The organism is Marinobacter oulmenensis (assembly GCF_014201735.1).
Lineage (GTDB): Bacteria > Pseudomonadota > Gammaproteobacteria > Pseudomonadales > Oleiphilaceae > Marinobacter > Marinobacter oulmenensis.
This window is the reverse complement of record NZ_JACHFE010000014.1, coordinates 1-13,449: the sequence shown is the minus strand read 5'-3', so window position 1 is coordinate 13,449 and position 13,449 is coordinate 1. Positions and strand designations below refer to the sequence as shown.

Annotated in this window: 11 protein-coding genes and 1 pseudogene; 4 read left to right on the top strand and 8 right to left on the bottom strand. The window is 54.6% G+C overall.

What is annotated here, in order from left to right; translation table 11 throughout:
* Nucleotides 1-200: 200 nt before the first annotated feature.
* Genes HNR38_RS17010 through HNR38_RS17000 form a run of 3 tightly spaced genes read right to left on the bottom strand, consistent with a single transcriptional unit; the run spans nucleotide 201 to nucleotide 6,042 of the window.
* Entirely contained in the window at nucleotides 201-3,323 is a 3,123-nt protein-coding gene (locus HNR38_RS17010; protein ID WP_183706563.1) for an efflux RND transporter permease subunit, read from the bottom strand.
* Nucleotides 3,320-4,717 carry an efflux RND transporter periplasmic adaptor subunit gene (locus HNR38_RS17005; RefSeq protein WP_183706561.1) on the bottom strand — a complete coding sequence of 466 codons (1,398 nt, stop codon included), beginning with the start codon at nucleotides 4,715-4,717 and terminating at the stop codon, nucleotides 3,320-3,322. Before HNR38_RS17005 ends, HNR38_RS17010 begins: the two co-directional genes overlap by 4 nt.
* A gap of 5 nt (nucleotides 4,718-4,722) precedes the next feature.
* Nucleotides 4,723-6,042 (bottom strand): TolC family protein, encoded by a 1,320-nt coding sequence (locus HNR38_RS17000; protein WP_183706559.1) that lies wholly within the window; start codon nucleotides 6,040-6,042, stop codon nucleotides 4,723-4,725.
* A 210-nt stretch (nucleotides 6,043-6,252) separates the two neighbouring features.
* Between HNR38_RS17000 and HNR38_RS16995 the strand changes: the two genes are divergently transcribed.
* The 3 genes from HNR38_RS16995 (at nucleotide 6,253) to HNR38_RS16985 (ending at nucleotide 8,158) form a co-directional block, all read left to right on the top strand.
* Nucleotides 6,253-6,546 carry a hypothetical protein gene (locus HNR38_RS16995; RefSeq protein WP_183706557.1) on the top strand — a complete coding sequence of 98 codons (294 nt, stop codon included), beginning with the start codon at nucleotides 6,253-6,255 and terminating at the stop codon, nucleotides 6,544-6,546.
* A 54-nt stretch (nucleotides 6,547-6,600) separates the two neighbouring features.
* Nucleotides 6,601-6,834: a hypothetical protein gene (locus tag HNR38_RS16990; RefSeq protein WP_183706565.1), complete on the top strand. Its 234-nt coding sequence runs from the start codon at nucleotides 6,601-6,603 to the stop codon at nucleotides 6,832-6,834.
* A gap of 379 nt (nucleotides 6,835-7,213) precedes the next feature.
* Complete coding sequence (locus HNR38_RS16985; protein WP_183706555.1) at nucleotides 7,214-8,158, top strand: IS5 family transposase; 945 nt, start codon at nucleotides 7,214-7,216, stop codon at nucleotides 8,156-8,158.
* Nucleotides 8,159-8,466: 308 nt separating this feature from the next.
* On the opposite strand, the gene HNR38_RS16980 is transcribed toward HNR38_RS16985, so the two are convergent.
* Genes HNR38_RS16980 through HNR38_RS16965 form a run of 4 tightly spaced genes read right to left on the bottom strand, consistent with a single transcriptional unit; the run spans nucleotide 8,467 to nucleotide 11,362 of the window.
* Entirely contained in the window at nucleotides 8,467-9,366 is a 900-nt protein-coding gene (locus HNR38_RS16980) for a DMT family transporter (protein ID WP_246362792.1), read from the bottom strand.
* 44 nt (nucleotides 9,367-9,410) lie between these two features.
* Nucleotides 9,411-10,061, bottom strand: a complete 651-nt coding sequence (locus tag HNR38_RS16975) for an isoprenylcysteine carboxylmethyltransferase family protein (protein ID WP_183706551.1) — start codon at nucleotides 10,059-10,061, stop codon at nucleotides 9,411-9,413.
* The gene (locus HNR38_RS16970) at nucleotides 10,051-10,254 is read right to left on the bottom strand and encodes a DUF2933 domain-containing protein (protein WP_183706549.1); all 204 of its coding nucleotides are present in this window, start codon (nucleotides 10,252-10,254) and stop codon (nucleotides 10,051-10,053) included. Before HNR38_RS16970 ends, HNR38_RS16975 begins: the two co-directional genes overlap by 11 nt.
* 37 nt (nucleotides 10,255-10,291) lie before the next feature.
* Nucleotides 10,292-11,362: a YncE family protein gene (locus tag HNR38_RS16965; RefSeq protein WP_183706547.1), complete on the bottom strand. Its 1,071-nt coding sequence runs from the start codon at nucleotides 11,360-11,362 to the stop codon at nucleotides 10,292-10,294.
* A 157-nt stretch (nucleotides 11,363-11,519) separates the two neighbouring features.
* Between HNR38_RS16965 and HNR38_RS16960 the strand changes: the two genes are divergently transcribed.
* A complete protein-coding gene (locus HNR38_RS16960) occupies nucleotides 11,520-12,800 on the top strand; it encodes an ATP-grasp domain-containing protein (RefSeq protein WP_183706545.1) in 1,281 nt (426 codons plus the stop codon).
* 6 nt (nucleotides 12,801-12,806) lie between these two features.
* Here HNR38_RS16960 and lgt read toward each other — a convergent pair.
* Nucleotides 12,807-13,358, bottom strand: a pseudogene (lgt, locus tag HNR38_RS16955) (prolipoprotein diacylglyceryl transferase); the annotation flags it as partial.
* Nucleotides 13,359-13,449: the final 91 nt, after the last annotated feature.

Genomic DNA, 13,449 nt, shown 5'->3' with positions numbered 1-13,449 from the left:
CGATTCCATAATCCCAGGATGCGACGTAGAGTTGCCGTTCAGGATCAGAAGTTATCAGCCGCTTTAAAACCGTCCGTGGAAACGGGGTAGAACCCCTGTGCCATTAATTCTGCCTCGCCTACAGTAAAGACCATGAAACTGGACCGGAGCTGAAATTGACATTACATTTACAACTTTCGTCCACATAGAAAGAGTAATAATCATTTCAAAACACTCCTGCTCCTCCAAAGATAGAACAGCACGGGAATCACCAACAAAGCCAGAATAACCGCAGTGATCATCCCGCCCACCATCGGCGCGGCAATGCGGCCCATCACTTCCGAACCAGTGCCGCTGCCAATCATGATCGGGACAAGACCACCAATAATGGCCGCTGCGGTCATCATGACCGGCCGAACCCGAAGGCCAGCCCCATGCAGCACCGCATGGCGAAGGGTTTCCCGGCGTGGTGACACCCCTTTGTGCTCACAGGTCTCCTGCATTTCCCGGTAGGACTGGTTGAGGTATACGAGCATGATCACGCCAATCTCAACCGCCACGCCGGCCAGAGCAATGAAGCCCACGCCTACCGCCACGGAGAAGTTGTAACCCAGCAGATACATCAGCCAGATGGCACCGATCATTGCGAATGGCAACGTGCCCATAATGATGGCCACCTCGGCAAAGCGCCGGAAGTTCAGGAACAGCAGGATCACGATGATGGCGAGCGTCAGCGGCACCACGTAGGTCAGCTTTTCCTTGGCACGCAGCATGTATTCATACTGGCCGGACCAGGTGACGGAGTAGCCTGCGGGCAGGTCCAGCTCGTCGCTGACGATGTCCATGGCCTGTTCCACGTAGGTGCCCACATCCACACCCTCAATGTCCACGAAGGTCCAGCCGTTCAGGCGGGCGTTTTCGCTCTTGATCGCCGGCGGGCCGTCTTCTATCCGGATATCCGCTACATCGGCCAGGGCAATCCGCTGGCCCGAGGCGGTTACGATGGGAAGCTGCTCCAGTTTCTCCGGCGAATCCCGGTAGTCTGCGGGGTAGCGCAGGTTGATCGGGTAACGCTCAAGCCCTTCAATGGTTCTCGACACGTTGATGCCGCCAATCGCGGAAGCGACAACCTGCTGAACGTCGGCAATGTCGAGGCCATAGCGGGCGGCACGTTCCCGGTTGATATCCACCTTGATATAACGCCCACCGGCGACCCGCTCTGAATACACGGAGGCCGTACCGGGGATGTCGACCATGACTTCTTCAAGACGCTTGCCTATGTCCTGAATAACGGCAAGGTCCGGGCCTGCCACTTTGATGCCGACTGGCGTTTTGATACCCGTGGCCAGCATATCGATACGCGTGATGATCGGCATCACCCAGGCATTGGTTACCCCCGGGAACTGAATCAGGGTGTTGAGCTCCTGCTTGAGCTTTTCGGTGGTCATGCCTTCGCGCCACTGGTCCCGGGGCTTGAGCTGGATAAAGGTCTCAATCATCGTCAGCGGCGCCGGGTCCGTCGCGGTATCCGCCCGCCCTACTTTGCCGAACACGGTTTCCACTTCCGGCAAGGTGGCGATCAGCTTGTCAGTCTGTTGCAGCAACTCCCTGGCCTTGCCGATCGAGATCCCCGGATAGGTGGTGGGCATATACATCAAATCGCCTTCATCCAGCGGCGGGATAAACTCACTGCCGATTTTGGTGGCTGGCCACACTCCCACAACCAGGGCCAGCAACGCTGCCAGAACGGTTGTTTTCGGGAACCGGAGCACCAGTTTCAGCGCTGGCATATAGATACCCACCAGCAGCCGGTTCACCGGGTTCTTGTGTTCGGGCAGCACCTTGCCACGGATGAAGTAGCCCATGAGCACCGGAACCAGCGTGACCGCAAGCGCGGCACTGGCCGCCATGGCGTAGGTTTTGGTGAACGCCAGCGGCGCAAACATCCGCCCTTCCTGCGCCTCCAGGGCGAAGACGGGCACAAAGCTGACGGTGATAATCAGAAGCGAGAAGAACAGCGCCGGCCCGACTTCCGAGGCCGATCGGGCGACCACCTCCCATCGGTTTTCCGGCGTGAGTGGCGTTCGCTCCATGTGTTTGTGCATGTTCTCGATCATCACGATGGCGCCGTCAATCATGGCGCCAATGGCAATGGCGATCCCCCCGAGCGACATGATGTTGGCGTTGATGCCCTGCCAGTGCATAACGATGAAGGCCATCAGAATGCCCACGGGCAGGCTGAGAATCGCCACCAGTGACGAACGCACGTGGAACAGGAAAACAATGCATACCAGGCCCACCACCAGAAACTCTTCCAGCAGTTTGAACCCGAGGTTATTGACCGCCCTTTCAATCAGGCCGGAGCGATCATAAACGCTGACCACTTCCACCCCTTCGGGCAGGCTGGATTTCAGCTCCTCCAGCTTGTCCTTCACGCCGTTAATGGTTGCCTGGGCGTTTTCACCAAACCGCATCACCACAACGCCGCCAACGGTTTCCCCTTCCCCGTTGAGTTCGGCAACGCCGCGCCGCATCTGTGGGCCGGTTTCCACTGAGGCCACGTCTTTCAGCAAAATAGGAGTGCCGTTGTCATCGAGGCCCAGTGGAATCGATAGCAGGTCGCCGCGGGACTGGATATAACCGGACGTGCGCACCATGTATTCCGCTTCGGCCATCTCGATAACGGACGCGCCCACCTCCTGGTTACCGCGTTTGATGGCGTTCTGGATATGGGCCAGGGGAATCCCAAGTGCCCGCAGTTTTTCCGGGCTCACCTTGACCTGGTACTGCTTCACCATGCCGCCAAGCGCGGCCACCTCGGACACCCCGGGCACCGTTTGCAGCTCGTATTTCAGGAACCAGTCCTGGAGGCTTCGCAGTTCGCTCAGGTCATGCTTGCCGGTGCGGTCAACCAGGGCGTAGAGATATACCCAGCCCACCCCGGTTGCGTCGGGCCCGAGTTGAGGCCGGGCCGAGTCCGGCAGGCTGGGAGCTACCTGGGAAAGGTATTCCAGCACCCGCGAACGGGCCCAGTACATATCCGTGTCTTCATCAAAGATGACATACACGTAGGAGTCACCGAAGAACGAGTAGCCCCGGACCGTTTCCGCTCCCGGCACCGAGAGCATGGCGGTGGTCAACGGATAGGTCACCTGGTCTTCGACCACTTGCGGCGCCTGGCCCGGGAAGCTGGTCTTGATGATCACCTGCACATCGGAGAGATCCGGCAGCGCATCCACGGGCGTCTTCTTCAGCGAATACAGGCCCAGCCCCGTGATAAGCACGGTGGCCAGCAGTACCAGGAAGCGATTGCGGATAGACCAGTGAATAACGGAGGCGATCATTGCTGGCCTCCGTTATGGTCCATGTTGCTGTGGTCCATTTCCGAATGATCCATTTCCATTTCTGAATCATCCATTTCCGAGTGGTCCATGGCACCCGAATCGTTCTGCATCTCCATCTGGCCTGATTCCATATTGTGCCCGGAATGGTCCATCTCCGGGTCCATGCCGTCGCCAGGTTGGGCTGACATACGCTGGAAATCCGAGGTCTTGCTGGATTCAGAGTCGATCAGGAACTGAGCCGAGGTCACCACCGTGTCGCCCGGCTTTATGCCGTCGAGTATCTGCGCATACTGGTCTCCCACCCGGCCGACAGTCACCTCAACGGATTTGAAAGCGCCCTCCTCCAGCGCCACCACCAGGCGGTCACTCTGCCCGGTGCGGATGACGGCTTCCCGGGGTACCAGGAATTCCCTGCCGCCACGCTTCCCCTGAACATCCAGCCGGGCAAACATGCCCGGCATCAGCTCTCCGTCGGCATTATCAAAACGCATCCGGACCCGCGCCGTCCGTGTTTCCGGATTGATTTCGGGGTAGACGTAATCCACATCGCCTCGCCACTCCCGGCCAGGCATGTAATCCAGGGTCATCGTTACCCGGTTATCTTCCTCGACCGCCGAAAGCTGGCTCTCGAAAACCTCGCCAATCACCCACACTTCCTCGAGCGCGGCGATCGACAACACCCGGCTTCCGGGTTTGATGAACATTCCCTCGCGAACGTTCAGGTTTTCGATCACCCCGGAGGCCGGTGCATACACCGTCATGGTTCTTTGTACTTTGCGAGTCTCACGCAACTGGCGGATCAAGCTGGCAGGCACATTCAGCGCGGTCAGGCGCTCGGAGGCCGCGTTAACCAGTCGCTGATTTCCCCGGTTCAAGGCCAGCAGCAATTCCTCCTGAGCGTTCACCAGCGTGGGTGAATACAGGGTGTAGAGTGGCTTGCCCTTCTCGACGGGCTCGCCCTCCGCTTTCACGTAGAGTGCTTCGATCCACCCCTCCACCCTGGGGTGAACGTGGGCCATTTCGTCTTCGTTGTACTGTACATAGCCCACGGTGGTGATGTTGTTTGGCAGGCGCCCCTTGATCACCGGTTCAGTGCGGACCCCCAGGTTGTTCACAACCGTTGGCGAGATTCGAACTGTACCGGCTGAATCATTGCCTGATCCGCCTTCCTCGAAAACCGGAACCAGATCCATCCCCATGGGCGATTTTCCGGGTTTGTCACTTTTGAAATTGGGGTCCATTGGTGCCACCCAGTAGAGGGGTTCCTGGCTTTCGGAGCTGGCAGTTTCAGAAGTCGGTGCTGTTCCGGTTTCAGTGGCCAGCCACCAGGCAGCCCCTGCTCCGGCAATGCCACCGAGCAACACAAAGCCCAACGGGCGAACGAAATTAGCCATGATGGTCAGTCCTGATAACGAGTCAGTGAAAGTGGGGTTATTTCAGAGGAGTCCGCGGTAAGGTATCGGAAACTCGCCAGATTCCTTGCACGTTCGGCCTTCATCTGTATCAGCTCAACCTGAGCATTGAGCTCGGCGATCCGGGCCCGCACGGCTTCGGCGAAATCGCCGTCGTCGTTGTTGTAAGCCGAAAGCGCGGCACTGGCCTGCTCTTCCATTTGGGGCAGCAGGGTTTGCTGATAGAGGTTTATGCGGTCATCCAGCCGTTCAATCCGGGCCATGGCGGCACGGGCTTTGGCCTGAAGGCCCCGAATCTGCAGCGTGCGTTCTGTCTTCGCAGCTTCAAGTCGAGCCGCTGAGGCATTCAGCTTTCTGTCCTGCCGGTTACCGGTGAAAATCGGAAGATCGAAACCAACCCCCACGGAGAACAGATCGGCCCTGTCCTGGCCGTTGGGCGCACTGTCCCTGAAGCCGTACTGGGCGGAAACCGACCATTCCGGCTTGTAGGCCTGCCGGGCCAGGTCCACATCTGTGGCCTTCGCCTCGATTAACTGATCGGTGGCGCGGATTGCGGGGTGGCGAGTCAGCGCATTCGCCCGGGTTTCACTCCAGCTTGCGGAAAACGCCGTCAGCAGTTCCCCCGGGATTTCCTCGCTGACTGCAAGTTGAGCCTGCGCCGGACCAACCCACTCCCCCAGGGATTCCTGACTTGATGCCAGTTGGGAATTCAAGGTGGTTAACCGGTCTTCCAGGCGCGTGAGCTCCAGAGAAGCGCGAATAATGTCCTGCTGCCTGGAGCCCACGGTGGCAGAGGTATAGCCGGCTTCGGCCACGTCTGCCAACTGCTCAAAAAGCCCCCGGTTCTGCTCAATAATCCGGATGCTCTGTTGGGACCGCCAGAGATCAAGCCACAGGTGAGTCACCGTTTCCATTACCTGAACCTGGCGGTGCTCACGGCGAAACGGCTGAACGCCGGCCATCTGCTGCATTTTCGCACTGGCCAGTTGTCGGCTATCACCCCTCGGAATTTTCTGACTAAAGCCAATGGTGGCCTGAGTCATTGCCTCCTGACCGGTGTCAAAGGTATCCGTGGGTAGATTCGCCGCTCCAAGGGTTACACGAGGGTCCGGGAACGCGCCGGCGGCAACCGATTCCTCCAGCAGAGCGCTTTGCAGGTGCGAACTCTGGCGAAGCCAGGGATCGTTTTCGATGGCGGTATTGATCGCGCTTGTCAGTTCCAGTTCTGGTTCGGCCCGGGCAGACAGGCTCGTCAGAACCAGCACGCCAATAATGGCCGGTTTTATGAAGCGAGAGGGGATGGACAATTTGGATTCTCCACTGAGCGTGTTTCAGAAAAGCAGATTTTATGTTTCCAACCTGAATCCAGGCTGAATTTACTTACAGCTTCCGAAATCTTGACCTGACTCAATTATTATTTGAGCCCGAAAATATACATAAATTTTTTATTTAAATTTCAGGGACGATTCAGGAACCAGTGATCAAATTAAATCACCAAACCAACAGGAGGTGAAATCATGAAAAAAATATTTGCATTTGTAACCGCAGTTACTCTTTCAACATCTGCACTTGCAGGAAACGTTTCAAATGATATGGATAATGCGGGCACGGACCTTAAAGATAAAATCGCTCTTGAGAAAATTGTAAATGATGACAGGCTTCAATATTTACATAAAGAAATGACGAATTACGGTTTTTCCGAATCCGGAATGGACGCTCGCTTACAAATGATGAGTAAAGAAGGAGAAGCCTATCATAACGCACTAGATAGACTGGAAGCTTCAAAAAAGGAGGATATCTCGGGGACCTGATTGCGAATGTTCATTCACGAATAATGCATAGATAAACAGAAAAGGAATATAATTATGAAAATTTCGATCATTGCAGTCACCGCTGCCATAGCTTTCTCATCTGCCGCTAGTGCTAATTCCGGTCAAGCTGACCGAATAAACGAAGCGCGCAGCTATCCAAACAAAACCATTGAGACACAGGATGTGCGAAAGACGTGTTCTCACCAAATGGAAAACCACAAAGAAATGCACGAACAGATGCACTCTAAAATGAGTGAGAATAAGTCTGGGAAAAGTAAGGAGTCATAACAAAACCTGAACTTTTTGAAATTGCAGCTTTGCATTATAGGGGAATCGGCAGTCAGTTATTTTTACATGGCATGACTGCCTTACCGGACATAGTCGCAAGTTTTTATTTTTGCATCGTGAATGGTTCCAGCCATTCTCAATTCCCGCAATATTTTTAATATTGCGGTTTTTTGTTTACACCAAAAAAAACCGCAGCCAAGGCTGCGGCGAAAATTTCTGAGAAAACGCAAATGGAAAGCTAAAACTCTTACTAACCTCTGCTGAATTAAATTAAACCATATAAATCTGAAATGAGGCTGAAATTCTAAGGAGACTCTGAATAAGTCTCGAAATCAGCGATAATACGGCCATCGCCAACCGCATAGGATTCGTTGCCGCCATGGATCAGATGACCTTCTCCGAAGCCGAGTACCAGAACAAGAAGCGTAAGACCCGCCGCGAGATCTTTCTGGAACGGATGGACAAACTGATTCCGTGGAAGCAATTGGAGAAGAAGGTAGCCCGTTATTACCCGAAGGGCCAGAACGGACGGCCTCCTTATCCGCTGCCTGCCATGCTTCGAGTTCACTGCATGCAGTTGTTCTATAACCTGAGCGATCCGGCTATGGAAGACGCTCTGTACGAGATCGAATCCATGCGGCACTTCGCGGGTCTGAAGCTGGAACGCTTGCCGGACGAGACAACGATTCTCAATTTCCGGCATTTCCTGGAGCAACACGGTCTTGGCAAGGCGCTGTTTAAAGAGGTGAACAAACATCTGGAGAAAAACGGCCTGATGCTGCGCGAAGGCAGCATCGTAGATGCGACCATTATCTCCGCCCCCAGCTCCACCAAGAACAGCACCGGCAAGCGGGATCCGGAAATGCACCAGACCAGGAAAGGCAACGAGTGGCATTTCGGCATGAAGATGCACATTGGTGTCGACGACACGCTGGGTCTGATTCATAGCATCGATACGACTGCGGCCAACGTCCATGACATCGTGCCCACCGACAAGCTGCTGCATGGTGAAGAGCAACGAGTCTTCGGTGATGCCGGTTACCTTGGCATTCAGAAGCGGGATGAGCATAAGAACCGCGAAGACCTCTCCTGGTTCATTGCCAAACGGCCTGGCTCCCGTAAGAAGCTGGATGCGGACAAGCTGAAAGCCGAGAAAATCAAAGCCAGTGTTCGTGCCAAGGTCGAGCATCCGTTCCGGTATATCAAGCAGGTCTTCGGCTACAGCAAAGTCCGCTATCGCGGCTTGGCCAAGAACAACAACCGGCTGCATTTGCTGGCCGCGTTCAGCAACCTGCTGATTGGTGAAAAATACATGCTGGCGTAGGGCCAGTGCGCCTGTTTTCCGCCAAAATGGCGGGAAATGGGCAAGAAACACACAAATAACGGGATAATACCGCCTGAATCTTCGAATTTTTGCCAGCTAAAACCACGATCAGCAAAAATCACCGGTTATTCAGACGTTCCCTAATTTAATCGTGAATTTAGATATTCAGAAAAAATCACTGCACCTCGATCAGCCTAAAGGCTCAAGTCTCCCGTACTCGCTGTCGTCAAAGAAAAGCCGAGGGAGTAGCCGCCAAAAGACGACCCGATATGGCAAAAACAAGAAGAGCGCTTACCCATATTCATAGATCAGGTCCTTTTCGGTATGGACGGCTGTGGGGCCTTCACAATGATAATCAGGCCGATAATTGTGATGCCTATCCCGATGACCTCCATGAGGCTGAAGGTTTCGCCAAACAGTAATATACCGATAACGAGCCCGAAGACTGGGGTTAGAAAGGTGAATGAATTGAGGCTATTCAAAGGGGCGCTGGCCAGCAACGCATACCAAAGCACAACCATTAACGCCGTCGCCGGAATGGCCAGAATGAAAATGGCGGTAGTAAATGTCCAGGTCCACTGAATATCCAAATCTTCACCCAGACTGACAGATGCAATGCCCAGAAAAACGGAACCGATGACAAGCTGAATACCCATCGACCAATAGATGTCATCCCTGCCAGCTTGATATTTGAGTAGCACATTCCCAAAGGCAGTTCCGATGGCCCCACCAAGAACATAGAGAGCCCCTGTAAACCTGGCATTACCGAACTCCATCTCTGGCGTCGCGAGTACCACAACTCCAATAAAGCCAACGAGTAGCCCCGCGACCACGCGCCCGGTGATCACTTCCCTGAAAATGAGTAACGACAGAACTGCCGCAAAAAGCGGTTGTGCATTAGCCAGAACGGTTGCAAGCCCCGGCCCCAGTTTGCCAGCCCCGAGAAACATCCCGCCAAGCCCCATACCGGTGTAACTGAAACCGATCACGGTCAACAGGAGAAACTTTCGAGGCACTAAACTAATTGGTCTCCCCTTTCCAAGGGCGATCAAAATGAGACAGAAGCCGGCCAGAAATGCCCTTAAAGCTGCAAAAAGTAGCGGTGGCGCGTCTGGCAAGCCCATCACAATAAAGGGAAAACAAATGGCCCATAGAAAAGCGACAAGTACCATGCCGGCTACTGCACGTACCGATAAGGATTGGTTCAACAACAGCTCCTTGACCTACTCCCCTGAGAAGATAAAACTTATCTTCAAGTCTTACGCCCCACCCTCCGCAATCCCGGGAAAAACCTTGGCGTCTTGTTCGCATAGTTTCGCCAGGCATCCCCGAACATCTTCTCAGTTTCACGTTCCTCACTGATGGATAATCGTGAATACATCCAGAGCAACACCGGGAACATGGCCAGGGTCAGTAGTGTCGGCCACTGGAGGAGGAAACCAGACATAATCAGAACAAAACCCACGTACTGCGGGTGACGGATATAGGCGTAGAGTCCGGTTGTTGCCAGATTCCCCGCTTTCTGAGCCGCGTACAGGGTGCGCCAGCCTGCGGCAATCAGGTAGAAACCTCCACCAATAAACACCGTACTTAACAGATGAAAGGGCCCAAAATGCGGGGAACCTTGCCAGCCAAACAGCATTTCGAGCAGATGCCCGCTGTCATGAGCCAGCCAGTTCACATCAGGATATTGTGACTGCAGCCAACCTGAGAGAAAGTAGATCGTCAACGGGAATCCGTACATCTCCGTGAACAACGCGACGAGAAAGGCACTGAACGCGCCAAATGAACGCCAGTCACGCTTTGTCTGTGGTTTGAAAAAACTGAAGGCGAAGAAGATGAAAATCGCTGAATTGAGTACCACCAACCCCCATAGGCCATAGTTCGGTAACTCACTGTTCATCTCGCTGATCTCCCTTCTTCCCTTGCGGGCTGTGGTGACCATGTCCACCATGCATGAATACATGGAGTAGCGGGCACGCGAGAAGTATCAGCCAGGGCAAAGCCCCGAGAAGATGAACTTTGTGTTCACCCCAAAGCAAAATCAGCGCAATAACAAAAAATATTGCCAGTGTGATTTTGAAACGTCGGTCCATAACTGTTCCTTTAAGGAAGTAAACCGCCCATGCATGGTTACTGGCTATCAATCGATATCTGATGGCCAATCCCTTCCAGTGCGATCTCCTTGACAATAGCCAGGGACTCGGGGTCCACGATCCAGAGTTTTGGCTGGCCACGACTGGTAACCAGCAGGCTGCCATCGACGGGGGAAGTTGCGAGGTGGTAGGGAGCTGGCGCTAACTGCGCACTTTTGCGGGAATGATTGTCGAGCTCTATGCGAACGATTGTTTCATCGCCCTGACTGGTCGCAAAAAGGAACTTCCCATCAGCGCTGAGATCGAGACCATGAGGTGAGCCCCCGATGTCGTACCGCTTCGTCACAGAGCCTTCCGAAAGCTTGAGAGCCACCGCTTCACCGGAAGCAACGTCGTTGACATAAAGATGATTGTCGTCGGGGGCGAGTACCATGTGCTCCGGCGCACCACCTATGCGAATATTTCGTTTCACGAACCAGTTCCGGGTATCCACTTCACTGATCGTGCCATTACCGGCATTGCTGACAAATAACGTTTGCCCATCGTCAGTCGTCGCTAGGTAGTTGGGATTGGGGCCGGTGGCTATCACTTCAGCAATTTCACCCGAATCCAGATCAACAACACTGATGCCGCCGCCCATTGGATGGGTGGAGACCGCATAACGGCCATCCTTTGTTACCAGAGCATGGTGCACCGGCCCCGGCACTTCGAATACGCGATCGGTGGCGCTGGTACGGGTGTCCACAACATAGATCCGACCAGTACCGGACGCTTCCGGATCTGTGGTGTTACCGCCTCCATGATGGGCGGCATGCTCGTCTTCTGAGACCCCGGCTGGCCGGTCGGGTGTCTTTTGACCATCATGCGCCGTTAAGCTGCCAACAATCAGAAAGCGACCGTCCGGAGTCAGTGCGGAACCGTGGGTATTGACCGTGCCGGAGATTGTCGACGTTAAACGGTGATTTTCCAGATCCATAACACCTACGGAATCTGCCTTCCCCATGGGGATGAAGGCCCGACTGCTGTCTGCCGACACCGTCAGTGATAGACTCATCAAAAGCGTCGCGGTCAGGCCAGCAAACCACTGGTTACGAAAGGGATGTTTCATGATGTCACCTTGTGATCAGAATGGCGGAATGGTGTTTATCGCCGGACGATCGTGCTTTCACGCATGCGACCATGAAACCACGTCAATGTCAGTTGAACACGGCAAGCTGAAACCTTGCTGAAAAACTCTCAGAAATTTATTTATCATTGGTGCGTAAATGCCTGACGATCCCAGCGATATTCCGCAAACAGCCAATACCGACGCGGATCGGCTGAATCGTCATTGTTACTGCATCACCCTTGATCGGGATGCCCTCAACGCAAGCCTTCGGGACCAGTTTTCGGGCACCGGCGTCGGGTTGCCGGAACTCGATCAGTTCTTCGCAGACACAGCCGTTTTCGTCCCCACAGCTGACATCGCGACGATGGAGAGCGCTGTTCAGGCGATTGAATCGGCGAGCAGATTTCCGTCTTACCTGAAGCAAGTCCTGTCGTGGGCTCCAGAGATCGCGCAGTTTGACCCCGGCCCTGTCGGTGCGTTTATGGGTTATGACTTTCATCTGGGAGCTGACGGTCCGCAACTGATTGAAATCAACACCAATGCCGGTGGCGCTTTTCTTAACGCCGTACTTGCCCGGGCTCAGCGCCGGTGTTGCCAGCCACCCCGCGCGCCGGCAGTCAGTCCCGCGCTGGACAACTTCGACGATGCCGTATTCAACATGTTCAACGCCGAATGGCAAACGCAACGTGGGGATTCCAGGCTCAGCCGTGTGGCGATTGTGGATGAGGCCCCGGAAAGTCAGTTCATGTATCCGGAATTCCAGATGGCCCAACGACTCTTTTCAGCCCGGGGAATAGAGACCCTGATTCTTGATCCTGCCGAGTTTGAATACGCTGATGGTGTGCTTGCGGCGGGCGGGCAACACATTGACATGGTGTACAACCGGCTGGTGGATTTCGCACTGGAGTCTCCACGCCATGCAGCGCTGAGGCGTGCGTATCTCGACGGCGCGGTCGTGGTAACGCCCAACCCACGGACACACGCTGTGTTGGCGGACAAACGCAACCTGACGCTCTTGTCGGACTCACCGACTTTGCGTGAATGGGGGATGGATACCGTTAATGTGAAACTTCTGGAAAGAACAGTGCCAAAGGCCAGGCTGGTTTCCCGGGACGATGAGGCTCAGCTATGGCGTGATCGCCGCAGCCTCTTCTTCAAACCCGTTTCCGGCCATGGCAGCAAAGGGGTCTACCGGGGTGACAAACTGACCAAGCGTGTTTTCGAAAACATTCTTGAGGGCGATTATATTGCCCAGGATCTCGTTCCCCCGGGAGAGCGAGGCATCAGAATTGACGACACGGTAACGACCGGAAAAGTCGATATCCGCCTGTACACCTACGCTGGAAAAACGCTGCTTACCGCCGCCCGGATCTACAAAGGGCAGACGACCAACTTCCGAACGCCCGGCGGCGGATTTGCTCCTATCTTTCAGGTGTGAAAGCTATCAGGGCTTCGATATCGCCATGTTGGCAGCAGATTGGTTTCTGGACCAGGCAACCAAAACAAGCCCCCCAATGATCATCGGTAGTGTCAGTAGCTGCCCCATCGTCATCCAGCCAAAGGCGATGAAGCCCAACTGTGGATCGGGAAGTCGAACAAACTCGACAGCAAAACGGAAAACACCATAGAGCAAAAGGAACAACCCGGAGGCGGCTCCAGTTCGTCGAGGTTGGCGAGTGAACCACCACAGCACGATAAACAACACAACACCTTCCAGCACGAACTGATACAACGCTGAAGGATGCCGGAGCTCCGGGCCCATGTGAGGGAGCGCCAATGCCCAAGGGACATCTGTTACCCTTCCCGGGAGCTCGTGGTTGATGAAATTGCCCAGGCGCCCCGCGCCCAAACCGATTGGAACCAGAGGGGCTATAAAGTCCGTAAGCCGGAAAATGTGCAGATTTTGCTTGCGAGCAAAAACCAGGGCTGCAATCAGTACTCCGACGAAGCCTCCGTGAAAGCTCATGCCGCCTTCCCAGATTTTTAATAACCGGGTTCTACCCCGTTTCCACGGACGGTTTTAAAGCGGCTGATAACTTCTGATCCTGAACGGCAACTCTACGTCGCATCCTGGGATTATGGAATCG

What these genes read in the sequence shown, in the direction of transcription:
- HNR38_RS17010 (WP_183706563.1), bottom strand. Translation starts at nt 3,323, where the DNA reads ATGATCGCCTCCGTTATTCACTGGTCTATCCGCAATCGCTTCCTGGTA.
- HNR38_RS17005 (WP_183706561.1), bottom strand. Translation starts at nt 4,717, where the DNA reads ATGGCTAATTTCGTTCGCCCGTTGGGCTTTGTGTTGCTCGGTGGCATT.
- HNR38_RS16995 (WP_183706557.1), top strand. Translation starts at nt 6,253, where the DNA reads ATGAAAAAAATATTTGCATTTGTAACCGCAGTTACTCTTTCAACATCT.
- HNR38_RS16990 (WP_183706565.1), top strand. Translation starts at nt 6,601, where the DNA reads ATGAAAATTTCGATCATTGCAGTCACCGCTGCCATAGCTTTCTCATCT.
- HNR38_RS16985 (WP_183706555.1), top strand. Translation starts at nt 7,214, where the DNA reads ATGGATCAGATGACCTTCTCCGAAGCCGAGTACCAGAACAAGAAGCGT.
- HNR38_RS16975 (WP_183706551.1), bottom strand. Translation starts at nt 10,061, where the DNA reads ATGAACAGTGAGTTACCGAACTATGGCCTATGGGGGTTGGTGGTACTC.
- HNR38_RS16970 (WP_183706549.1), bottom strand. Translation starts at nt 10,254, where the DNA reads ATGGACCGACGTTTCAAAATCACACTGGCAATATTTTTTGTTATTGCG.
- HNR38_RS16965 (WP_183706547.1), bottom strand. Translation starts at nt 11,362, where the DNA reads ATGAAACATCCCTTTCGTAACCAGTGGTTTGCTGGCCTGACCGCGACG.
- HNR38_RS16960 (WP_183706545.1), top strand. Translation starts at nt 11,520, where the DNA reads ATGCCTGACGATCCCAGCGATATTCCGCAAACAGCCAATACCGACGCG.